The following is a 23624-nucleotide window of genomic DNA, read 5'->3' on the forward strand; positions in this document are numbered from 1 at the left end:
AAAATAACGCAGTAATCGGATGTTTATAAGGAAAAAATTTGTAACGGGAAGCGGACTTCCCGTCAAATTGCCTTAGTGCGGTGCAAGCAGCGTATCAGGCGTCATTAGCCAGCCACTGTCCAGCATCCATTGTGTAGCAGGCGTCAGGGTATATTCCACACATAGCAGGCCCACAAGGGTCAGAACCAGCGTGTAGGGCAGCGCCATCACAACCATGCGGCCGTAAGAGAGGCGAATCAGCGGCGCCAGCGCCGATGTCAGCAGGAACAGGAACGCCGCCTGGCCGTTTGGCGTTGCCACCGAGGGCAGGTTTGTGCCGGTATTGATAGCCACCGCCAGCAGTTCGAACTGCTGCATATTGATGGCACCATTCTGCAGCGCAGTTTTCGCCTCGTTGATATAAACGGTGCCGACAAAGACGTTGTCGGAAATCGAGGAGAGCAGGCCGTTAAAGATATAAAACAGCGACAGCTGGGCGTGCGGAGAGGCATCGAGCACGTACTGAACTATCGGGCTGAACAGATGCTGGTCGATGATAACCGCCACGATAGTGAAGAAAACGGTCAGCAGGGCGGTAAACGGCAGCGCTTCGGTAAAGGCTTTGCCGATAGCATGCTCGTCGGTAACCCCGCACAGCGATGTCGCCAGAATAATCACCGACAGGCCAATCAGGCCGACTTCTGCCAGATGGAAGGCCAGAGCGATAATCAGCCAGACGCCAATCAGCGCCTGGATCAGCAGCTTCATCTTGTCCTGCTTTGTTCGCTTCCTGGTGCTCTGAGCATCAAAGTCATACAGGATCCCACGCACTTTTTCCGGCAGCGTTTGTCCGTAGCCGAACACTTTAAAACGTTCCAACAGAATGCAGGTGAGCAGGCCACAAATCAGCACCGGCACGGTCACCGGCATCATGCGCAGGAAGAAATCGCCGAAGTGCCAGCCAGCGTTTTTAGCAATGATCAGGTTCTGCGGCTCGCCAACCATGGTCATTACGCCGCCCAGTGCGGTACCGACGCCAGCGTGCATCATCAGGCTGCGCAGGAAAGCGCGGAATTGCTCAAGCACTTCGCGGCTGTCGCTCCGAATATGGCTGTCGTCCTGAACGTTGCTGTCATCCTGTGCTTCAGATGCTACTCGGTGATAGATGCTGTAGAAGCCCACGGCGACGCTAATGACAACGGCCACGACCGTCAAGGCATCAAGGAAGGCGGAAAGAAACGCGGCGGCGACGCAAAAGGCCAGCGACAGCGCAACTTTAGACCGGATCCCCAACAGCAGGCGGGTGAAGAGCAGCAACAGGAGCTGCTTCATGAAATAAATCCCGGCCACCATAAACATCAGCAGCAGCAGCACTTCGAGGTTTGAAGCAATTTCAGCACGAACGTGATCGGGGCTGGTCATGCCGACCAGCACGGCCTCAATGGCCAGCAGGCCACCCGGCAGCAGCGGGTAGCATTTCAGCGCCATCGCCAGGGCAAAAATAAACTCCACCACCAGCATCCATCCCGCGATAAACGGGCTGACAAACCAAAAGACTAGCGGATTAAGCACTAAAAAGAGAAGCAGCGTCAGTTTGTACCAGTCAGGTGATTGACCCAGAAAATTGCGGTACAACGCCCGCCCAAAGGACATTTCCATCGTATAGTTACCATTATCCGTTGTATTATGTTGATGTTAAAAAAGATAACGCTTCAGGGTACTCGTTTATGGCGCACGCGATCAAGCCGAAGGAAATCCTGAGTTAAGGCGTTTATCGTCAAAATTCAACGCCGATCCCGCATTTGCGCGTCGCCCCCGCTATCTGGCGCGCATGGCATCTGGTATGATGAGTCCAATTAGCAAAACCTGAGTAATGGAAATCTTACTATGGTCATTAAGGCGCAGAGCCCAGCGGGTTTCGCGGAAGAGTATATTATAGAAAGTATCTGGAACAGCCGTTTTCCGCCGGGTTCTATTCTGCCGGCAGAGCGTGAACTTTCAGAACTGATTGGCGTTACGCGTACCACTTTACGTGAAGTGCTTCAGCGTCTTGCACGCGACGGCTGGCTGACAATTCAGCACGGGAAGCCAACGCGGGTGAACAATTTCTGGGAAACCTCGGGCTTAAACATTCTGGAAACGCTGGCTCGTCTCGATCACGACAGCGTGCCGCAGCTGATTGATAATCTGCTTTCGGTGCGAACCAATATTTCCACGATATTTATTCGTACGGCGATTCGTCAGTATCCAGATAAAGCGCAGGAAGTGCTGGCCACGGCTAGCAAAGTTGAAGACCACGCGGACGCGTTTGCCGAGCTGGATTACAACATTTTCCGCGGCCTGGCGTTTGCATCAGGTAACCCAATTTATGGGCTGATCCTGAACGGGATGAAAGGGCTGTACACCCGCATCGGGCGTCACTACTTCTCCAATCCTGAAGCCCGTAGCCTGGCGCTGGGCTTTTACCACCGCCTGGCAGAAATCTGCCAGCAGGGGCTTCACGAGCAGGTCTTTGATACCGTGCGTAACTACGGTCGCGAGAGCGGCGAGATTTGGCACCGTATGCAGAAAAACCTGCCTGGCGATTTGGCGATGCACAGTCGCTAGGCCAGCATAAAAAACGCTTCCCTCGGGAAGCGCTACAGACTATTGACAAACCTCTGCTGATATAAGAAATAACAGAGGGTTCGTTAAAAAAACAGGAAAATCAATTCATTGATTTTTGGCTAATAACCACAAAGAGGGAAAAATCACGCTTTTTCCCTCTTTGTCAGCAACTTTAAACGCTTCCCTCGGGAAGCGTTTTTTTTCACTCTTACAGCGGGTTTCGCAGCGGGCAGCGCTCCAGCAGTTCCACGCTACCATCCGCATTTTGCTGCTCCAGCACGACATCAAAGCCCCACAGGCGATGCACATGCTTGAGCACTTCTCTGCGCCCTTTATCCAGTGGGGCGCGGTTGTGCGGGATGTAGCGCAGCGTTAGCGAACGATCCCCGCGCAAATCTACATCCCAAACCTGAATATTCGGCTCGAGGTTGCTCAGGTTGTACTGGGCCGACAGCTGGGAACGTATTTCCCTGTATCCCTCTTCATTGTGGATGGCCGAAATTTCCAGGTAATTATTACGGTCATCGTCCAGCACGGTGAACAGACGGAAGTCGCGCATCAGCTTAGGCGAAAGGAACTGGCTGATAAAGCTTTCGTCCTTGAAGTCACGCATGGCGAAATGCAGCGTTTCCAGCCAGTCTTTGCCGGCAATATCCGGGAACCAGTAGCGGTCTTCTTCGGTCGGTGACTGGCAAATACGTTTGATATCCTGGAACATGGCGAACCCCAGCGCGTAGGGGTTAATGCCGTTGTACCACGGGCTGTTATAGGGCGGCTGGAACACCACATTAGTATGGCTGTGCAAAAACTCCAGCATAAAGCGGTCACTGACTTTGCCCTCGTCATACAGATGATTGAGAATGGTGTAGTGCCAGAAGGTGGCCCAGCCCTCGTTCATGACCTGGGTCTGTTTTTGCGGATAAAAATACTGGCTCACCTTGCGCACAATACGCAGGATCTCACGCTGCCACGGCTCCAGCAGCGGGGCATTCTTCTCCATAAAATACAGCAGATTCTCCTGCGGCTCCGAAGGGAAGCGGTGGGCGGATTCCGCGGCTTTTTCCTCTTCCTTACGCGGTAGCGTGCGCCAGAGCGTATTCACCTGGCTTTGCAGATACTCTTCCCGGCTTTTCTGGCGCGCTTTCTCCTCCTGCAGGGATATCTTCTGCGGGCGTTTATAGCGGTCCACGCCGTAATTCATCAGCGCGTGGCAGGAGTCCAGCAGGCGCTCCACCTCATCAACCCCGTAGCGCTCTTCACACTGCGTAATGTAATTTTTGGCGAAAATCAGGTAGTCGATTATCGAGCTGGCATCCGTCCAGCTGCGGAACAGGTAGTTGTTTTTAAAGAAAGAGTTGTGCCCGTAACAGGCATGCGCAATCACCAACGCCTGCATGGTGATGGTGTTCTCTTCCATCAAATAGGCAATGCAGGGGTTAGAGTTGATGACGATCTCATACGCCAGCCCTTGCTGCCCGTGCTTGTACAGGCGCTCGGTTTCGATGAATTTTTTGCCAAAAGACCAGTGCGGGTAGTTAATCGGCATCCCGACGCTGGAATACGCGTCCATCATCTGCTCGGAGGTAATGACCTCAATCTGGTGGGGATAGGTGTCCAGGCGGTAGAGCTTTGCTACCCGGTCAATCTCGGCCAGGTAAATGTCCAGTAGCTCAAACGTCCAGTCGGGGCCGTCACTCAGACGGGTGGGATCCTTTGTGGCGAAATCAGTTACGTTAGCCATCAGCGCGCCCTCATTGTTTTCGACTTTCTCTGGATGGAAAGCCTCACTCTCAAGAATAGACAACTCCTGAAAGATAGCGCCGACAAGTAAAATTTTTTCTTCGCGATTTATTGATCTCAATAGCGGGCTTTTAGCGCGTCACTCAGCATTTTATTTTGACGAAAATGTTTTCCCGTACAGGAGATGCTAATTATCCCGCTCCAGCGCTGGCGGGCAGGTTTGTGAGTTTAGTCACCATAATAAAGCCATATGTTGAATAACATATTCAACTGAGTTATCAATATGTAATCAGAAGATTATTCTTTTAGCTAATTGCGGAGCAGATATGCGTGTTGTGGTGCTGGGAAGTGGTGTCGTCGGCGTGGCGAGCGCCTGGTATTTACGTCAGGCCGGGCATGAAGTCACTGTCATCGATCGCGAATCAGGGCCGGCGCAGGAAACTAGCGCGGCCAACGCCGGGCAGATCTCTCCGGGCTATGCTGCTCCGTGGGCGGCTCCGGGCGTCCCGTTAAAAGCCATTAAGTGGATGTTCCAGCGCCACGCGCCGCTGGCCATCAGCCTCGACGGAACCCAGTTCCAGCTGAAGTGGATGTGGCAGATGCTGCGCAACTGCGATACCCGCCATTACATGGAAAATAAAGGCCGCATGGTACGCCTGGCGGAGTACAGCCGTGATTGCCTGAAAGAATTGCGCCACGCCACAGGCATCCAGTATGAAGGCCGGCAGGGCGGGACGCTGCAGCTGTTCCGCACCGAGCAGCAGTATGAAAGCGCGGCCAAAGACATCGCCGTCTTGAAAGACGCAGGCGTGCCGTATGAGCTGCTGGAAGCTAGCCAGCTTAACCGCGTTGAACCCGCGCTGGCGGACGTAGCCCACAAGCTGACCGGCGGCCTGCGTTTACCGAACGATGAAACCGGTGACTGCCAGCTGTTTACCCAAAACCTGGCGCGGATGGCGGCGGAAGCCGGCGTTGAGTTTCGCTTCAATACGCCGGTTGATCGTCTGCTTTACGACAACCAGCAAATCAGCGGCGTACAGTGCGGCCAGGAAGTGGTGAAGGGGGATGCCTACGTCGTGGCATTCGGGTCCTATTCCACTGGCCTGCTCAAGGGCATCGCCGATATTCCTGTCTATCCTTTGAAAGGTTACTCCCTGACAATTCCTATTGCCGACGAACAGGGCGCGCCGGTTTCAACCATTCTGGATGAGACCTACAAGATCGCTATTACCCGCTTTGACAACCGCATCCGCGTGGGAGGCATGGCAGAAATAGTCGGTTTTAACACTGAGCTGCTGCAGCCGCGCCGTGAAACGCTGGAAATGGTCGTCAGGGATCTCTATCCGCGAGGCGGGCACGTCGAGCAGGCCACGTTCTGGACCGGGCTGCGTCCGATGACGCCGGACGGGACGCCAATTGTTGGGCGTACGCCGTTCAAGAATCTCTGGCTTAATACCGGACACGGCACGCTAGGCTGGACAATGGCATGCGGTTCGGGCCAGATGCTGAGCGACCTGATCTCCGGGCGTACTCCGGCTATCCCAAGCGAGGATTTAGGCATCGCACGCTACGCGCCAGGCTTTACGCCACTGAGCGCCCGCCACCTTCACGGCGCACATAACTAAAAGGAGCCGTCATGTCCCGTCCTGTGGTAGCGACGCTGGATCTAAGCGCGCTGCGCAATAATCTTGAAGTGGTGCGCAGAGCCGCCCCGCGTTCGCGTGTCTGGTCGGTCGTTAAGGCCAACGCATATGGCCACGGTCTCGACCGTATCTGGTCGGCGTTAGGCGCGACCGATGGTTTTGCCATGCTGAATCTCGAAGAGGCCATTTTGCTGCGTGAGCGCGGCTGGAAAGGGCCGATCCTGATGCTGGAAGGGTTCTTCCATGCCGATGAGCTGGCGTTGTTCGACAAATACCGGCTGACCACCAGCCTGCACAGCAACTGGCAGGTGAAGGCGATAGCCAACGCGAAGCTGAGCGCGCCGCTGGATGTTTATCTCAAAATCAATAGCGGGATGAATCGTCTCGGGTTTACGCCCGACCGCGTACACGGCATCTGGCAAAAACTCCGTTCTATCCCGAATGTGGGCGAACTGACCCTGATGGCGCATTTTGCCGATGCGGAGCAGCCAGAAGGCATTATTGAGCCGATGAAGCGCATTGAACAGGCGGCGGAGGGAATTGACGCCCCTCGCTCGCTGTCAAACTCGGCTGCTACGCTGTGGCACCCGGAGGCGCATTTTGACTGGGTTCGCCCGGGGATAATCCTTTATGGCGCCTCTCCGAGCGGGCAATGGCAGGATATCGCCACCAGCGGCCTTCAGCCGGTAATGACGTTGAGCAGCGAAATTATCGGCATTCAGAACCTGAAGGCTGGCGATACCGTGGGCTACGGCAGCCGCTACACCGCCAGCGGCGAGCAGCGAATCGGCATTGTGGCTGGTGGCTATGCGGACGGCTACCCACGTATTGCGGCGGATGGCACGCCGGTCATGGTGGATGGCATCATGACCCGCCTGGTGGGCAAAGTGTCGATGGATATGATCGCTGTAGACCTGACGCCTTGCCCGCAGGCGGGTATCGGCAGCCCGGTTGAGCTATGGGGCAAAAACGTCAAAATTGACGATGTCGCCAGCGCCGCGGGTACGGTTGGCTATGAGCTGATGTGTGCGTTAGCGCCGAGAGTGCCGGTGGTGATGAGTTAACGTTTCTGCTTCTCTCGAGATGTTGTCTCGCTGTCATCTTGCTTGATGACAGGCACTGAATTTAACCGCAGAATCGCTTCTGGTTTTTTTACTCTCACCCTAACCCTCTCCCAGAGGGAGAGGGGATAAAGAAGGTTTCCGCTGTTTTTTTTCCCCCTCTCCCTCAGGGAGAGGGCCGGGGTGAGGGGAGACTACTCCTCTTCTTCCTCAGCCACCCGGACACCAATCTTACGCACCAGGTTGTCCTCTTTCTCGGCCACCGTCCAAATCATTCCGGCAAACTCCACCTGGTCGCCAACCACCGGCGCGCCGCCGAGCATCCCCAGCACAAAATCACCTAACGATTGCTGAGGATCCACTTCTTCATCCAGCGTCAGGCCGTAAATGGTCGCCACGTCGGAGAACTGGGCGCTGGCTTCCAGAATAAAGTCGCCAAAGAAACGCTGATCCAAGTCCACCGGCGGCGACTGGCTAAACAGTTTCCCCAGCGCGGGAAGATCGCGTTCCCGGCCAATAACGCAAAGCACATCGCCTTCTCGCAGGCGGGTGCTGCCCGTTGGGTGAAGCAGTACGTTATTGCGGAACAGCGCGGCAATACGCGTTTCTTCTGGCATATGCAGGTCACGCAGGGCGGCACCCACGCACCATTTCTCTTCGCTTAGCTGGTAGACAAACTGTTCCCACGGATTGTCAGGATGAATATCCAGACCCACGCGCGAAACGGGCCAGCCTACTGGCGGCACGACGACTTTGGCTTTTTTGGCGGCCCAGCCCAGCGACGTGCCCTGGAGCAGCAGAGACACCAGCACCACAAAGAAGGCCACGTTGAAGAACAGGCGGGCGTTATCCAGCCCGGCCATCATCGGGAACACCGCCAGGATAATCGGCACTGCGCCTCGCAGCCCAACCCAACTGATAAATACGCGTTCGCGCAGATTAAAACCGCGGAATGGCAGCAGACCGGCAAAAATCGACAGCGGACGAGCAAAGAAGATCATCCACGCGGAAAGCAGGAGAGCAGGGACTGCAATCGGCAGCAGATCGGACGGGTTCACCAGTAAACCCAGCACCAGGAACATGCCGATTTGCGCCATCCAGGCCAGGCCGTCGAAGGTTTGCAGGATCCCGAAACGGTTGCGAATCGGGCGGTTGCCCATCACAAAGCCGCACAGATAAACCGCCAGAATACCGCTGCCGTCCAGCGCCGTCGTGACGCCAAATACCATAATCCCGCCGCTCAGGGCCAGCATCGGGTAAAGCCCGTGGGGTAAGGTTATCCGGTTAATCATTTGCAGCAGCAGATAGCCGCCGCCGAGGCCAAGCACAATCCCCAGGCCAAATTGCTGAATGATGTGCACGAGGAACAGCCAGCTCAGGCCGGTCTGGTGCTGCTGGATCATCTCAATCAGCGTGATGGTGAGAAACACCGCCATCGGGTCATTGCTGCCCGATTCAATTTCAAGCGTCGCGCCTACGCGTTCGTTCAGGCCTTTCCCACCGAGCAGGGAAAAGACCGCGGCGGCGTCGGTGGAGCCGACAATGGCGCCGATAAGCAGGCCGTCAATCAGGTTCAGGTTGAACAGCCAGGCGGCGGCAATCCCGGTCAGTCCGGAGGTAATTAATACCCCAACGGTTGCCAGCGAGAGCGCGGGGCCCAGCGCAACGCGAAACGAACTCGCCTGGGTTCTCATCCCGCCGTCAAGCAGGATCACCGCCAGCGCCAGGTTGCTGATCAGGTAGGCAAAGGGATAATTATCAAACGGGATACCGCCAAGGCCATCGATCCCGGCCAGCATGCCGATAGCCAGAAAGATAACCAGAATGGGAATGCCCAGACGAGAGGAGAAAGAACTTAATAAGATACTGCAAGTTACCAGAACGGAACCCAAAATAAACAGACTGACAATCGCCCCTGCGTCCAAAATCATTCGTCTCCTTTGTCTATGTTGTCGAATTGTAACATGTCATCTGTTACGCAAACGCTCAAAAAGGGCGCTTAAACCGGGCTTCTTTAGCGAAGTACCGGGTGTCCACTTAACGTCAATCGGGAGGTAACGCCGTCGTGGGCCAGCTCGCCAAACGCGCCGAGCGGCAGCGTCACGGTTTGTGGTTCATGTCCAAAAGGCAGGCCGGAAAGGACAGGCACGTTCAGGCGCTGTTGCAGCGTTTTACGCATTACTTCAAAAGTATATCCTGCATCGTAATCCGTTGCGGTTGTACCGTTAAAACTTCCTAAAATAATCGCTTTCTGGCGTGACAGAATGCCCGTATGGTAAAGCTGCAGCAGCATGCGCTCAACGCGGAAGGGATGTTCGTTGATGTCTTCCACAACCAAAATACCGCCGTCTATTGGCGGCAAAAAAGGCGTGCTGACCAGAGAGATTAGCATTGCGAGATTGCCGCCCCAAACCGTGCCGCTGGCCTGCATCGCGGGCGCATCGTTTTCCCAACTTAGTGTGAACGTCGGTTCGCTTAGCGCCTGCCAGAAGTGGCGCCAGGTATATTCATCCATCTCCTCGGCACCAAAATTTCCGGCCAGCATCGGGCCACTGAAGGTGATGGCTCCGCACTGTGCCAGCAGGGCCATCTGGAAAGCGGTGAAGTCGCTGTGACCGCAAATAATTTGTGGCCGGGCGCGAAGCGAAGCCCCAAGACGTGAAAAATCAATGTGCTCAAGCAGGCGGCTCATGCCGTAACCCCCGCGCACGGCCAGCACGATGTCCGTTTCCGGCGGCAGCGCCGCCAGCTGATTAAGTTCAGCCAGTCGTTCACTGTCCGTGCCGGCAAAACGCTGAAAACGCCGGGTCACTGCCTGCTGATTGACGACCTGATGCCCATTCTCTTCCAGCCGACGAATGCCCCTGGCGGCGGCCTGTTGATTAATGCAGTAGCCGGACGGGGCGATTAAATGAATCAGAGACATGGCATTTCCTTGCTGAATATGAATTGGTTATCATGCCGCTATCGAGAGCGCTTGTCATCGCCGTTATGGCCGGCCACATCAATAAGGATAGAGGCGTGAAATTAAGAGGGTTTATCATTCTGGTGCTTTTTTTGGCCGGTTGCTCCAGCCATTCTCCGCAGCAGCAGGCACCGTGGGATCCGACGATCCCCACCCAGCGGGCGCTGAACTGGATGCCGCTGACCGAACTCTCCGGCCAGCAATGGGGCGTTAGTCCGAGACTGATAACGGCAATTATTGCGGTAGAGTCGGGCGGCAATCCGCAGCTGGTTAGCGCCTCTAATGCCATTGGCCTGATGCAGATCAAAGGCTCCACGGCGGGCAAAGAGGTGTATCGCAATCAGGGCTTCAGAGGGCAGCCCTCGGACAGTGAACTGAGAGAGCCGGCGCGTAATATCGACATCGGTACGGCTTATCTGAGTATTCTGGAACACGGCATTTTGCGGGGAATCAACGACCCGCAGGTGATGCAGTACGCGCTGATTGTTTCTTACGTGAACGGGGCGGGGGCGCTACTAAGAACCTTTGATTCCGACAGGCAGACCGCAATCGACAAAATTAACCGCCTGAGCCCGGATGAATTTTATCAGCATGTAGCGACCAACCATCCTGCGCCGCAGGCACCGCGCTACCTGTATAAGGTCACGCGGGCCATGAACGCCATTTAAGCTATTTCACGCGGTTGGCCTTTTCCCGGGCCGACCGCTCCAGCGAGAAAATAATCTTTTGCAGTTCGCGCTCGACCGCCGGGTTGACGTTTAAGAAACGAAAACTCAGGCGCGGAGTAGAAATGGTCTCGTTTTTACTGTCCACGACTTTTCGCTCTGAAACCATCACCAGCTGCATATCAAAGTAAAACTTGCCCCATTCTACGAGATCCATCTCTACGCGGCCAAAACGCAGCCCGGGTGCAAGGCCCGGCGGTAACGTGCCGTCCACCAGGGCGCCCATTCCACCAAGAGACAGGTCGCAGAGCCGGAAGGCAAACTGAGAACCGTCGGCAAGTTCGGTGCGGCAATAATACTGGGGCTGCGTAGGCGCGGTAATGCGGAAATATTCCCGGCGCTGAACGAACCACAGCGATGGCGGTAGCGGCGTGGTAAACGCGGGGAGATTTTGATATTCCGTCGCTTTAAGGCCGGGCAGGGAGAATTCGACTTTTGCCCCCTGCGTTTCAGCGATGAAATCAATATCGTTGGCCTTCTGCACGGAAAGGTTTTCCCGCGCCTGGCTGCCAAAGTCCAGCACTAAACGCTCCGCCGAGACATCGAGAATTTTGCTGATGAACTGCCCGTTAGACCATTCCAGCCTGACGGGAACCTGCTGTCTGTGTAAATCACGTAACACACCTAATACTGCCAGAGGAGACTGCTTCAGGAACTGATCGTTATAGTGACTCAAGGCTCAAGTCCTTGTTGTGTTTTCAGGTTGTGGTAACGAAGCTTATCGGCAAAACCGCACAAAACTTAATACAAATTTTTGACTATTTTTTCCTGAAAATGCGCATAACCAGGTGAGATTCATCACGTTTTTTTGCAGCCGAACTATACTCTTTTTGACAGCAGGTCGCTGGCCGGGGCGCAGACAGCCTCGGGCGAGCCTGCTAAAGCTCACAATGTAGAAGAGGACGTTCTAAAATGGGTATCCTGGCCTGGATTATTTTTGGTCTTATCGCGGGTGTGGTAGCTAAGTGGATTATGCCTGGCAAAGACGGCGGCGGTATTATCCTCACCTGTATTCTGGGGATCGTGGGCGCGGTTGTCGGCGGTTGGGTGGCGACGGCATTGCACCTTGGCGGACCGGTAACCGGTTTTAACTGGCCAAGTTTCTTTGTGGCGGTGATTGGCGCCATTATTGTGCTGGCTATTTTCAGGATGGTACGACGGTAGAAAGTCATTCATTACGTAAAAACGGCCCTGAAGGGCCGTTTTTACGTTTAGCTTTCTATATAAGTTTAGAAATCGTAGCCCACGGTCGCAATGATCGAACGTTCCGCGCCCCAATAGCAATAGCCCGTCCCGTAGCAGCCCGCCACATAGTCACGGCCCGTCAGGTTGGTGGCATTAAGCTGCACAAACGCGCCTTTCAGCGACGATGTCCATGCGCCCATATCTGCCCGAACCATGGCATCCAGCAGCGTTACGGAAGGAACACGCAGGGTATTTTCGTTGTCGGCCCATTGTTTGCCGATGTAGCGAATCCCTGCGCCCAGGCTCAGACCATAATCGGCTTTGAACGTGCTCCACAGGCTCGCCATTTGATTTGGCGTGACGTACGGCGTGTTGCCGTCATTACCGTCAATGGCGTCTTTATAGCGCACCCGGTTAAGGGTATAGCTGGCGATGGTTGACAGGCGTGGTGTCAACTGAGTGCGGGCTTCCAGCTCAAGTCCTTGCGAATGCACTTTGCCTGCCGGTTCAAAATATCCCCCCTGCACGTTACGGTTCCCCACATCTTTTTGGGTCAAATCGTAAACGGCGGCGCTATAGAGATCGCTGGTTCCCACAGGCTGGTATTTTACGCCAGCTTCGTACTGTTCGGCAGTTGTGGGTTTCAGCAGTTTGCCTTCGGCATCGGAAAGTACCTGCGGTGTGACGGCCTGACTGTAGCTCACATACGGCGAAATACCGTTATCAAAGGCGTACAGCAGAGATGCGCGGCCGCTAAAGTGGTTGTCGCTGCGGTTGTCCGTCACGTCACTGTCGATCGCCGTCGCCACCAGATGGCTTTTAGTCACAAGATGATCGTAGCGGCCAGACAGCGTCATATGCCAGCGGTCCCACTTCATCTCATCCTGCAGATAAGCCCCGGTTTGCTCATACTGGCGGCGGCCTGATTTAACCAAAAGCCCCTGATTAATTGTCGCGTAGCTTGGGTCACGTGGATCGTAATAATAGTAACCGCCAACGCCACCAGAAACGCCGGTCCACGGTTTCAGGTTGGAAGTGTAGCCCGTCCCGTCGGTCAGATCGTTGGTGAACCGGTGATATTCCCCGCCGAGCACCACTTTATGCTGCAGATCGCCGGTCGCGAAGTCGGCTTCTAACTGATTGTCGATGGCCCAGGCATCCAGCGAGGAGTTTTCACGGCTGTAGTAGCGCGAAAGTTCGTTATGCGCGGTATCTGCCCAGCCAATTTGATAGGCCTGGCGTAGCGCTACGTTTGAGTGGGTATAGCTGGCGTTTGAGCGGAAAGACCAGACCTCATCGAAGGCGTGAGCAAACTCGTAGCTGTAGATCTGCTGGTGGCGCTTAAAGGCGTCATCGCCCGGCTGTACGTCAGAAAAGCCAGTATCCAGCTTGCGTCCCGTGGTGGTGTAAAGGCTGCCGTCGCCCGGAACAGAACCGTGGTAGCCCCCGGACGGATCTTTTTCCAGGTAGGCTCTTAGTACCAGAGACGTTGCATCATCCGGCTGCCAAAGCAGGGACGGCGAAATAGCGTAACGTTCGTCACGCGTGTTGTCATACTGCGTATCACTATTTTTGGTCAGGCCGGTGATACGGAAGGCCCACTGGTCATTAATCGCGTTGGTGTAATCAAACGCCGTGCCGTTGGTGTTGTGGTTGCCGTATATCGCCCGCACGTGGCCTTCTTCGACAAACTGCGGGCGTTTAGACGTTTCCATCACCAGGCCACCCGGAACAGTCTGGCCGTAAAGTGCGGAAGACGGGCCTTTGATGACGTCAAGGCGTTCCAGGAACCAGGGATCGACCTGGACCACGTTAAAGCTACCCGCGTCGCTCATCAGGCGGAGGCCATCAAGGAAGATGTTATTCACGTCGCCGCCGTGGAAACCCCGTAATGCGACGGTATCGTAACGGGTTGCACCGCCGGAGAATCCGGTAAACACGCCCGGGCTATAGTTCAGCGCGCTATTAATGGTTTGCGCGCCCTGGTCTTCCATTTGCTGACGGGTCACGACGGAAATGCTTTGCCCGGTGGTAATCAGCGGCTCGTCGGTTTTGGTCGCGCCACGGGTTGTGGTGGCGGTATAACCTATTGTTGGAGAGGTTGCGGTGTCAGCAGGTTTAGCGGTCACAACCAGTGTTTCTTCAGCCGATGAAGAAAAAGGGGCGATGAGCGCCAGCGTGCAGAGTAAAGCGGAGCGCTTTACGGTAAGGTCCTTTATCATTTTTTGTCCGGAAGTATTGAGATCATCATCCTGATGGAAGTCCTCCGCCGGCATGCGACGGGAAAACGCGGTTTTTAAATGCGGTTTCGAATGAGAATTGTTATCGTTATTATTACCAAGTGCAAGGCGTGCGATGATTTTTAATGCATAAAAGCCCATGAAATCAATGATGATTTCATGGGCTTATTGTTTTAAATGAAATGATTAAGCGGCAATCACGCCGTGGTCAGTATGGTCAGGTTACGGCGCTGGCTTGCTCGAGGCTGGTGAGATCCCCGTTTTATCTGCGGCAGGTTTGGCCGCTTCCGTTACCGGGCCGGGCGTGGCCGAAGGCAGCTTATCCGGCGCATTGTCGCAGGGTTTTTCTTTTGCACAGAGCATATCCAGCATTTTCAGCGCGACGCCGTTGGTCCAGCCGAAGCCATCCTGAAGCGGATATTCACCGCCTCCACCGCCCGCACCTCCGGCTGTGACATCGTATTTTTCAACCAGCTTTTGCTCTTTGTTGTAGAGGTTCTGCACCGTACTCAGGAAGCGGAAGCTGACTTCCAGCGCGAGATCTTTATGCCCGTAATTTTGCAGACCTTCGGTGGCCACCCACTGCAGCGGCGCCCAGCCGTTGGGGGCATCCCATTGCTGGCTGGTTTTTACGCTGGTCGTGGCAAGTCCGCCCGCGCTGAGCAGGTGCTGACGGGTGGCTTTCGCCATCTTGTCCGCTCTGTCCTGCGTCGCCGCATGAACGTACAGTGGGAACAGGGCGGCAGCGGTTAGCTGGTTTCGAACCGTGTGGCTTTTCAGATCGTAATCCGCGTACCAGCCTTCTTTGGCGTTCCACAGGTTTTGTTCAATTGCTTTCTGTCGATCGTCCGCGGCCTGCTTATAGCGCTGTGCTGCGTCGCTATCTTTTGCCAGCTCGCTGGCGTGAGCCAACGTTTTTTCAAGCTGGTAGAGCAGCGCATTAAGGTCCACGGGCACAATGCTTGTGGTACGGATGGTGCCCAGTTGGGCTGGATTATCCATCCAGCGGGAGCTGAAGTCCCAGCCGGAAGCGGCGGCAGCTCGCAGGTCACGATAAATATCCGTGGCCGCACGCGACGGCGTATTTTTCGCAGTGGTGACGTCGTCCAGGTAGGACTCGGTTCGCGGCGTGTCTTTCTCATCCCAGTAACGGTTGAGCAGGGCACCATTTTTGAGTTTCACCACGCGGGCATGGGCTTCGCCCGGTTTGAGGACGTCGCTGCCCTCCATCCACCAGCTGTACTCCTGCTTCAGCTGCGGCAGGTAGGCTGTGTAAACGCTATCGCCTTTATTCTGCGCCAGCAGTTCCACCATCATGGCGAAGAACGGCGGCTGTGAACGGCCCAGGTAGTAGCTGCGGTTCCCGTTGGGAATGTAGCCCCAGGTATCGATTTCGTGGGCGAAGTTGTCCACCATATTTTGCACGTCATCCCAGCGCCCACTCTCCGCCAGCCCCAGCAGGGTGAAGTAACTGTCCCAATAGTAAAGCTCGTGGAAGCGCCCGCCGGGCACAACGTAAGGTTTTGGTAGCGGGAGAAGCGGGTCCCATTTGTTGTCGCTGTTCGCGGAACGGGTCAGTTCAGGCCAGAGCCCGTTGATATGCTCCCGCAGGCTTTCTCCTTCCGGCGGCACAGACCTTTTTTCTTCCTTTGGCAGGATAAAGTTCACATCAACAAAATGGCGTAAGTCGAACCCCGAGAGGCGGCGCTGCATACGATAATCAGCAAGGATCATCAGCGGATCGCCCTTGGGCACGGCATCCGCAAAGGTTTTCTGGTCGGGGAACAGCTTCGCGGTCTGGACATCAATAAACAAAGGCCCAAAAAGCTCGTCGGGCGATTGAGGCTCGGGCGGGCGTGGGGATTCGGTTTCCTGGGCTGCAAACGAAGCAAGCGGCGTAAGGCCAAATACGGCACCGGCAGCGGCCATTTGGGCCGCAAAGCAAAGCGCATAAGGCCGGCGCAAAACGGGTTTTATCATCATTCCTTCTCCATCGACGGGACGCAACACGCTACGTTGCGATCAACTCCCTGAAAACCTTAGTTGAATTTTCCGAATTTCGAGCGCCGTTGAAGATAAAAAGAGAAAAACCGGATTATTTACCCCATAAAAAAGCCCCGCAGAACGGGGCTGAAGTATTCGTTAAGTCTGTAATCACCCCTGCGGGTTTACCAGCCACGTGCCGGAATTCGTTACCACAATAGTTTGCTTGCGGGGCGTTTCGCCGCCGCTCAGCGTCAACAAATATTTCCCGGCAGGGAGCTGAAGCGACGCAAAACCGTTGGCGGCGGGCGTCAGCTTTTGCGCTTTGCCGTTGACCGCCAGCTGTTCGCCGTCGTTCATTCGAACATACACTCGGGCGAGCGTGCTTTCAGCCGCGACGGCTACAGGGGTCGCGCTTGCCTGTGCCGGGCTTTGATTCGCTGCAAGCGGCGCGGGAGCAGGTTCCGGCGAGCTCACTGAAGGGCTTCCCCGGCCAAAAAGTACCGCGCCAACAATCAGACCCGCGACGGCGCCCGCACCAATTTGCAGGGCAGGTTGATGGCGCTTCCAGAGCGGACGCGTCGCCGTGTTCTCTGGATCTTCTACCGGTACCAGCGCGGTACCCGTTTTTTTATTACCGATCAGTTCACGCACGTCGTCTGGCTGGATATTCAGCAGGGCCGCAAAAGCGTCAATGGATTGGGGGCGATCTTCCGGCTTCAGCGACAGCGCTTTATCAACCGCCTGCAGTAAATTCAGGGAATAGCCCTCGGGCTGGTTTTCCGCGAGCTGGATGCAGCTGTCCTGAATACTGCGGGCGACGCTGGCAGGCGGTGCATTGCCGGTAATCAGCGTATAAAGCACGGCTCCGACGGCGTAAATATCTGTCCACGGCCCCAGCTGGCTTGCCAGATCTCCGGTGTACTGCTCCAGCGGTGCAAATCCGGGGTGAAGCAGGGTATTGCCTTCATCCAGCGAGCCTTGTCCCCGGCGTGGCGCGCCGGTATTGAGCAGGATGGGCAGCCCGTTATCCTGAATTTGAATGCTTTTCAGCGACAGGTTGCGGTGCAGATGTTCGGCCGCGTGAAGCGTTGCCAGCGCGCCGCAAAGCATGGGCAGCATCCGGCGGACCCACGTTTCATCGATCAGCGACGGCTGCTGCTTTTGCAGTTCATCCAGCGTAATGCCGCTATAAAACAGCGTCACGACGTAAGCGGTATTATTGTCGCTCCAGATGCGCAGCACCTGAGGCAGATTCGGGTGATTAAAGTGCGCCAGCTGACGCGCTTCCTGCATAAAACCGTTCAGACCGGTGGTGTAGACCAGGTGGTCGCGCTCGCTGTGCAGCACCAGCTCCATCACGTCATTGCGCATGACGTAAGCTTTAGGCATGTATTCACGGATAGCCACCAGACGCTCGAGCTGATGATCCCACGCCCGGTAAAGAATACTGGTCATGCTGGCGTCGATGGCTTCCTGAATTTCAAATTCGTCAAAGCGGTAGCCAGGCGGCAGAGCATTGGGCACTTTTGGAATAAAATCGTTATCTATCATGATGTTCTCTGCGCGTAGTCATGCAACATGCGGCGTATTTATTTTTGGGCTCGCCAGGCACCCGCGGCCGGGTCGCGCAGCTGCGGGTGCAGGGACTCGACCAGCAACAACGTAATGGCCGTCCCCGGCGTCACCCAGCCGGACCAGAGCTTGCGCACCTCGTTGAGCCGCGTCTGGAGACGCTGTTCATCCAATGCCATGTCGCGAGACACTTCCACGGCAACGGTGCCGCTGGCTTTCCAGCCGTTAATTTCAGGGTGGTAAGGCAAAATAAGCCAGCTTTGCGGTGCCTGTTCACTGCTGACGACCATGCGCTCATTGTTCACGCTGGTGATAAGCAGGCTGTCGGCGTCCGCTGAGGGGTTCAGTCCGCTGACCGGGAAACCGTGGACAAACGTCATCATAATGCGCTTTTCGCCGCCGACGCCGCGCTGCACCACTTCGCTGGTGCCGTTCAGCCAGCCGCCTTTTTCACATTTGCCATTCTCTTTACCCGGAATAAACAGGGAACTGCTGGAGGCATCGCCCTGCCAGAATGTGCGCAAGTGGCAGCCATCCTGTAGGGTAAATTCCAGCCATGGTGTGCGGTCGAGAGGCGTGGAAAGATCTTCCGGGCGCTCATTACGGGTCGCAACCGAAGAAAGCGGGGACTCGATAGTCACTCCCCAGTCGCTGGTTTTGGTGGCAGACCCGCGAGCAAGGGAAGCCCCCTCGGGATCTTCAAGCTGCCAGTTGACGCGCTCAATCTCGCTGCACTGATTTTCCAGAAGCGCGCCGAGGCGAGGCATGAATGTTTTCAGAATAAGGGGGTTTTTATCCCCGTTTGCCACAATTCGAACCGGAAGATCGCTTCCGCACCAGCTTTGCGGGGCATTGCTTTTGATGTTGTCTATCCACACGTCCAGCTTTTGGGACGGCGATTGAACGATGCGGTAGTTCCCTGCCCAGACGGTAGTGGATGCCAGCAGCAACGCCATACCCGAAAGCCAGAGTTTCATAAAAATCCTTGTTAGCCTGTGTGTAAAGAGGGGCTACGTTAACGCCCATACAGGTTGCCGGGCGAGTCGTTGCTACTCTCATACCAAAATCTTTGGTTAGAAAACCCCCGAAGGGGAAGTTTAATTAATGATCCACGTTCCGTTGTCGGCGTTCTGGCAGGCTTTGCTTTTATTATCTACCGCAACGCAGGTGGATTTTTTGGCCGCGCGGCGAGGGCGAGGCCGGTCTTTTTTCAGCGTCTGGGTATACAGCTCGCTTTTGACCAGCGCCCTGAGCGGCACATAGCCCAGCAGCTCTTGTTTATCCTGCTCGGCGATAGCAAACCAGTGATTTTCTACCTCGCCCAGCACCGTGTAGCTTTGGCCGTTTTCAAGCTGGGCCAGCACTTTGCCACCAAAATCGGGTTTACTCATGATGGAGCCCGGATAAAGCGCCCGATACTCGGCGTCAACAGGCGTAAACTCTTTTGGTACTTCAACGATATAGCGGTGAGTCAGGGTGACGCCGTTTACCGTGCTGGTCACAATGGTGTCGTCGGTCATCTTCGGCGGCGGCGCTTTACAGCCGACAACCGCAGTGACAACAAGGAGGACTAACAGGCTTCGCAATTTCATTGAGACGTTCCCTGAGAAAAAGGTTAAAACTCAACCGCCGCGGGAGCAAGGAGCGCCGCACAGGAAAATTATCCACGACGTGAGATACGCCCACGCAAAACGGTGCGGCGGCTTGAGTATCTCGCCGGCGCAAGGAATTCGCGTGGTTTCAGCATAGTAGCGTGATTTTACATAGCCCGGTTAACAATTCAATGGTGTTATAACAGTGGAATAACCTATTACGTACATGAAGGTTTGATGCCGGGTTAGCGCAGTAAAAAATTGGGCTGAGGTAAATGTAATCGGCTCGCCACTTAAAAGGAATGAAAAGCAGGGAGATGACGGTAATTTTTTGAATTTATTTGATAAATTCAGACTTTTCGTTGTGGTGTTATTTTTATTCTGTGGTCAATGCACATCGTCTTTTGGGGTTTCCCTGAGGTTATTCTTAAAACAATAAAAAAAAATCGGGCCGTCTTCAGGATGCCCGATGAGAAGGCAGAGGTTCAGGCTCCGCTCGATTGAGAAAATAACCGCAAAGCTCGCTCACCTGTTTCATCGATCGGCAGGTAAACCAGCAGCCTTGAACCGTCTCGTGGGGCAGAGTACCAGTTGACCTGTTGCATACCGAAGGTGCCGATCTGCGGATGCGTATACTGTTTGATATGGTTTTCGATATTGCGGATTTCATAGCGCTGCTCCCAGAGCGTTTTAAACGCGGGAGAGGCGGTGAAAAACGACTCCAGCAGCGCTTCCCAGCGCGGGTCGCCGCGGTGCTCGGTGATCCCGGCGCGGAACCAGCCGACAAACTTGGGCAGCACATCTTCGTTACAGTCCACCCGGCTGCGCCAGGTCTCATTGGTCAGATATTGATAAATGCAGTTGCGATGCTCCGGCGGTTCATTGTCGAGATCGACCCCCATTAGCTGGCAAAAATGTGAATTGTAGCCGAGGATGTCGAAGTTCGGCTTCTGGATACTGGCGGGGTTGGGCATCAGGGCGTCCAGCATCCGGCGGGCGGCGGGGCTGAGCCCCTCGCACTGCGCGGCGGCGGGCGCTTCGGACGGAGGCAGTCCGGCCAGAATAAACAAATGACGGGTTTCCGCCGGGGAGCACTGTAGCGCGCTGGCGATCGCCGCCATGGCGCTTGAGGATGGATTCACTTCTCGGCCCTGTTCCAGCCAGGTATACCAGGTTACGCCGATGTCAGCCAGCAGCGCCACTTCTTCACGGCGAAGGCCGGGCGTGCGCCGACGCCCGCTGCGCGGAAGCCCCAGCCGCTGCGGGTCCAGACTTTCACGCCGGGTGCGTAAAAACAGCGCCAGCATTTTACGGCTGTCGTCCAGGGGGCCATGCCGCAGCTCAGGCTGAGTGATGAGCATCACAAATACTCCAGAATAGTAGTGCCAGTACCAGTATAAGTAAGAACTGGTACCCGGTTAAATGTTCAGGGATCCTACGTCGGTATCCTGAACTATGCAATGGAGTCCCTGATGAATAATTCGCCTGTTTCACCCGGTCGTGCAGGCCTGGTGCTGCTGTTGACGGGCCAGATGTTGCCGTTAATCGACACTTCTATCACCAACGTGGCGCTGGACTCGATCACCCAGTCCCTCGGCACCACGCCAACCCAGCTTGAACTTATTGTGGCACTTTACGGCGTTGCCTTTGCCGTCAGCCTGGCGGTGGGCAGCAAGCTGGGGGATAACCACGGCCGACGCAGAACGTTGCTCTGGGGCGTGGCCCTGTTCGGTATTGCTTCTTTCCTGTGCGGGATCTCCGGCTCGGTCACTGAGCTGCTGGCGGCCCGGACCCTGCAAGGCGTCGGGGCGGCGCTGATCGTGCCGCAGATCCTTGCCACGCTGCACGTGACGCTCAAGGGTACCGCTCACGCCCGCGCCATCAGTCTGTACGGCGGTATTGGTGGGATCGCTTTTATTATCGGCCAGATGGGCGGCGGCTGGCTGGTGTCGGCGGATATTGCCGGGCTGGGCTGGCGAAACGCATTCTTTATTAACGTACCCATCTGCCTGTTGGTGCTGGTGCTGAGTCGGTTTTATATTCCTGAAACGCGCAGCGAAAGCCACTCGCGTATTGACTGGCAGGGCACCGTCACGCTCGCGCTGGTGCTGTGTTGCCTGCTGTTCCCGATGGCGCTTGGCCCCGAGCTGCACTGGCCATGGCCGATGCAGCTGATGCTGGTGGCGACATTGCCGCTCGGTTATCTGATGCGCGTTGGCGCGCTTAACCAACAGCAGCGGGGGCTACAGCCGCTGTTGCCACCAAGACTGCTTAAGCTGGGCAGCATAAGGTTTGGCCTGCTGATCGCGCTGTTGTTCTTTACCTGTTGGTCGGGCTTCATGTTCTGCATGGCGCTGACGCTCCAGTCGGGCATGGGAATGGCGCCGTGGCAGTCCGGGAACAGCTTTATTGCCATGGGCATTTCGTATTTTGTCTCAGCGTGGTTTGCGCCGAGGCTTATCGTGCGCCACTCGCTAAGCACGATTCTGCTGAGTGGGATTGCTATCCAGGTGGTTGGCCTGTTGGGGCTGATATTTACGCTCTGGCACTTTGGCACCCACGCAGGCCCGCTGGCTATTGCCCCGGCGACGCTGGTGGTGGGCTACGGCCAGGCGCTGATTGTGAACAGTTTCTACCGCATCGGGATGCGCGATATCGACCTGAACGATGCCGGGGCGGCAAGCGCCATATTAAGCACCCTGCAGCAGTCGGCGCTGGGGCTTGGCCCGGCGGTCCTCGGAGCATTGTTCCTGCATCTGCAGCACCAAAGCGGGGATTACTCCGTGGCGATGATCGGTTTCCTGGCGGCTGAAATCGTGATGATGCTGGCGCTGGCGGTTGCCGCCGTCACCCGCCGTCAGCTTTTGTCCGGGGTGAAAGTCTCTTTAAGATAACGCCCCGGCGGCTGGCCGATAATTCGGGTAAAGGCAGTGGTAAAGCTGCTGGCGCTTTGATAGCCCATATCATAGGCCACCTGAGTTATCGGCTCGCCGTTAACCAATTTCTCCACCGAACTGATAATCCGCATTCTTTCCCGCCAGCGGGTAAAACTCATCCCGACTTCGCTTTCGAAGAGGCGGCCTAATGTTCTGGGGCTGATGAAGGCAACGGCGGCCAGCTGCACCAGCGTTTTATTGCAGGCCGGATCTTCCCGCAGCAGGCTGGTGATTAGCCTCAGCCGCTTATCTTTACCCTCAGGCACAAACAGATCGGTTTTCAAAACTTGCTTGCGCAACTGGAAGTGCAGCAGTTGTGCAATGAGCTCAAGTTGCGCGCCAGAATCGACGTGGTGTTGAATCGCTAAGGCTTCTTTGGCCAGTTCCGTCAGCAGGTTAGAGGCGACGATAAGCGAGCTATTTTCCGGCAATTGCAGCTCAAATCCTTGCCTGAAACGCAAATTGATCAGCCGCGTACGCTCGGTGTAAAGCGCCCGGTGTAGCAGGCCCGGCGGCACCCAAATACCGTTACCAGGCGTAGCCAGCCACCAACCTGTTTCGTTTTGCAGACGAAGAGTGCCTTCCAGCGTCACGCTTAACTGGCCGTGTATATGGCGGTGAAACGTCACATCGTCACCCCGGTGATGGGCCATGTCGGAAGCAGCGATAGCCACGGATAGGGCATCTGGCATGTTGGCACTCCTGCGAAGTGTTTTGGCGGATTAGCGAAAGAATTATCTCATTCTTTTTCTGATAATGCCTGCATCGAGAAAATTAGAGGAGAAAAAGATGAAAACATTACGCTTCGTAGGTATCGCCGGTAGTTTGCGGGTAGATTCCGCTTCCCGTGCATTGCTCAACAGCTTTGGTGAAATGTTGCCTGAGCAGAGTCATTTTAGCGTGCTTGATATTGGCGCCATGGAACATTACTGCCAGGATCTGGAAAAGGGGGAATTACCGGAGCCGGTGGTAAGCGCCCGCCGGTTAGTGGCTGAGGCCGATGCGGTGATCATTACGGTACCGGAATACAATCACGGCATGCCCGGCGTACTCAAGAATGCGCTCGACTGGCTGTCTCGGCCGGTCAGAGCCAGCTGTATGCTGGGAAAATATGTCTTTTTCGTTTCGCAGTCGACCGGCGCGCTTGGCGGCGTCAGGGCGCAATACCAGCTGCGGGAAACGCTGGCCTCAATGCTGTGTAATATGGTGCCGCTGCCGGAGCTGGCGATCAGCTTCGCGAATCAGAAATTAGAGAACGGGCGTTTAGTTGATTCCGCCACGGCGGCGTCTATTCGTACCCAGCTTGCCGTCTTTATTAAGGCGGTAGAGCAGAATAGCACAAACCGTTAACGACGGATTTATCGCCTTATATGGCAACAAAATAAGGATAAAA

Annotated in this window: 18 protein-coding genes and 2 pseudogenes; 8 read left to right on the forward strand and 12 right to left on the reverse strand. The window is 55.6% G+C overall.

Features of this window, described 5'->3' with window-relative positions; translation table 11 throughout:
• Positions 1-72: 72 nt before the first annotated feature.
• Positions 73-1638, reverse strand: coding sequence for a sodium/proton antiporter NhaB (nhaB, locus tag A936_RS02000; protein WP_008454085.1), 1566 nt, complete (start codon positions 1636-1638; stop codon positions 73-75).
• 228 nt (positions 1639-1866) lie between these two features.
• Between nhaB and fadR the strand changes: the two genes are divergently transcribed.
• Positions 1867-2586, forward strand: coding sequence for a fatty acid metabolism transcriptional regulator FadR (gene fadR, locus A936_RS02005; protein ID WP_008454089.1), 720 nt, complete (start codon positions 1867-1869; stop codon positions 2584-2586).
• Positions 2587-2794: 208 nt separating this feature from the next.
• On the opposite strand, the gene A936_RS02010 is transcribed toward fadR, so the two are convergent.
• On the reverse strand, positions 2795-4327 hold the full coding sequence (locus A936_RS02010; protein WP_008454091.1) for a SpoVR family protein: 1533 nt from the start codon (positions 4325-4327) through the stop codon (positions 2795-2797).
• Positions 4328-4652: 325 nt separating this feature from the next.
• Here A936_RS02010 and A936_RS02015 point away from each other — a divergent pair, with 325 nt between their 5' ends.
• The 3 genes and pseudogenes from A936_RS02015 to A936_RS24035 all read left to right on the forward strand — a co-directional run.
• Positions 4653-5951, forward strand: coding sequence for a D-amino acid dehydrogenase (locus A936_RS02015; protein ID WP_008454094.1), 1299 nt, complete (start codon positions 4653-4655; stop codon positions 5949-5951).
• A gap of 11 nt (positions 5952-5962) precedes the next feature.
• Positions 5963-7033 (forward strand): catabolic alanine racemase DadX, encoded by a 1071-nt coding sequence (gene dadX / locus A936_RS02020; protein ID WP_008454096.1) that lies wholly within the window; start codon positions 5963-5965, stop codon positions 7031-7033.
• 125 nt (positions 7034-7158) lie between these two features.
• Positions 7159-7293, forward strand: a pseudogene (locus A936_RS24035) (hypothetical protein); the annotation flags it as partial.
• Here A936_RS24035 and A936_RS02025 read toward each other — a convergent pair.
• Together A936_RS02025 and ldcA are read right to left on the reverse strand one after the other, a co-directional pair.
• A pseudogene (locus A936_RS02025) lies at positions 7243-8961 on the reverse strand (potassium/proton antiporter); the annotation flags it as partial. The pseudogenes A936_RS24035 and A936_RS02025 overlap by 51 nt on opposite strands.
• Positions 8962-9044: 83 nt before the next feature.
• Complete coding sequence (gene ldcA / locus A936_RS02030; protein WP_008454101.1) at positions 9045-9956, reverse strand: muramoyltetrapeptide carboxypeptidase; 912 nt, start codon at positions 9954-9956, stop codon at positions 9045-9047.
• Between the two features lie 95 nt (positions 9957-10051).
• Here ldcA and emtA point away from each other — a divergent pair, with 95 nt between their 5' ends.
• Entirely contained in the window at positions 10052-10663 is a 612-nt protein-coding gene (emtA, locus tag A936_RS02035; protein ID WP_008454102.1) for a membrane-bound lytic murein transglycosylase EmtA, read from the forward strand.
• A 1-nt stretch (position 10664) separates the two neighbouring features.
• Here emtA and ycgR read toward each other — a convergent pair whose 3' ends face one another.
• Positions 10665-11396, reverse strand: coding sequence for a flagellar brake protein YcgR (gene ycgR, locus A936_RS02040; protein ID WP_008454103.1), 732 nt, complete (start codon positions 11394-11396; stop codon positions 10665-10667).
• Between the two features lie 236 nt (positions 11397-11632).
• Here ycgR and A936_RS02045 point away from each other — a divergent pair, with 236 nt between their 5' ends.
• Positions 11633-11884: a GlsB/YeaQ/YmgE family stress response membrane protein gene (locus tag A936_RS02045; RefSeq protein ID WP_008454104.1), complete on the forward strand. Its 252-nt coding sequence runs from the start codon at positions 11633-11635 to the stop codon at positions 11882-11884.
• 65 nt (positions 11885-11949) lie between these two features.
• On the opposite strand, the gene A936_RS02050 is transcribed toward A936_RS02045, so the two are convergent.
• The 6 genes from A936_RS02050 to A936_RS02075 all read right to left on the reverse strand — a co-directional run bounded on the left by A936_RS02050 (position 11950) and on the right by A936_RS02075 (position 20656).
• On the reverse strand, positions 11950-14127 hold the full coding sequence (locus A936_RS02050; RefSeq protein WP_008454105.1) for a TonB-dependent siderophore receptor: 2178 nt from the start codon (positions 14125-14127) through the stop codon (positions 11950-11952).
• A gap of 240 nt (positions 14128-14367) precedes the next feature.
• Positions 14368-16125 (reverse strand): alpha,alpha-trehalase TreA, encoded by a 1758-nt coding sequence (gene treA / locus A936_RS02055; protein ID WP_034807478.1) that lies wholly within the window; start codon positions 16123-16125, stop codon positions 14368-14370.
• Between the two features lie 174 nt (positions 16126-16299).
• The gene (locus tag A936_RS02060) at positions 16300-17682 is read right to left on the reverse strand and encodes a serine/threonine protein kinase (protein WP_008454107.1); all 1383 of its coding nucleotides are present in this window, start codon (positions 17680-17682) and stop codon (positions 16300-16302) included.
• Between the two features lie 38 nt (positions 17683-17720).
• Positions 17721-18680 (reverse strand): hypothetical protein, encoded by a 960-nt coding sequence (locus A936_RS02065; RefSeq protein WP_008454108.1) that lies wholly within the window; start codon positions 18678-18680, stop codon positions 17721-17723.
• Between the two features lie 120 nt (positions 18681-18800).
• Complete coding sequence (locus tag A936_RS02070) at positions 18801-19295, reverse strand: SH3 domain-containing protein (RefSeq protein WP_008454109.1); 495 nt, start codon at positions 19293-19295, stop codon at positions 18801-18803.
• Positions 19296-19780: 485 nt separating this feature from the next.
• The gene (locus A936_RS02075; RefSeq protein WP_008454110.1) at positions 19781-20656 is read right to left on the reverse strand and encodes a helix-turn-helix transcriptional regulator; all 876 of its coding nucleotides are present in this window, start codon (positions 20654-20656) and stop codon (positions 19781-19783) included.
• A gap of 111 nt (positions 20657-20767) precedes the next feature.
• On the opposite strand from A936_RS02075, the gene A936_RS02080 reads away from it, so the two are divergent.
• A complete protein-coding gene (locus A936_RS02080; RefSeq protein ID WP_008454112.1) occupies positions 20768-22189 on the forward strand; it encodes an MFS transporter in 1422 nt (473 codons plus the stop codon).
• Here A936_RS02080 and A936_RS02085 read toward each other — a convergent pair.
• The gene (locus A936_RS02085; RefSeq protein WP_008454114.1) at positions 22153-22923 is read right to left on the reverse strand and encodes a helix-turn-helix domain-containing protein; all 771 of its coding nucleotides are present in this window, start codon (positions 22921-22923) and stop codon (positions 22153-22155) included. The two genes, A936_RS02080 and A936_RS02085, sit on opposite strands and share 37 nt — an antisense overlap.
• 97 nt (positions 22924-23020) lie before the next feature.
• Between A936_RS02085 and A936_RS02090 the strand changes: the two genes are divergently transcribed.
• Complete coding sequence (locus tag A936_RS02090; protein ID WP_008454115.1) at positions 23021-23581, forward strand: NADPH-dependent FMN reductase; 561 nt, start codon at positions 23021-23023, stop codon at positions 23579-23581.
• Positions 23582-23624: the final 43 nt, after the last annotated feature.

The sequence above is a fragment of the Enterobacter sp. Ag1 genome (assembly GCA_000277545.1).
In the GTDB taxonomy this organism is placed as follows: Bacteria; Pseudomonadota; Gammaproteobacteria; order Enterobacterales; family Enterobacteriaceae; genus Cedecea.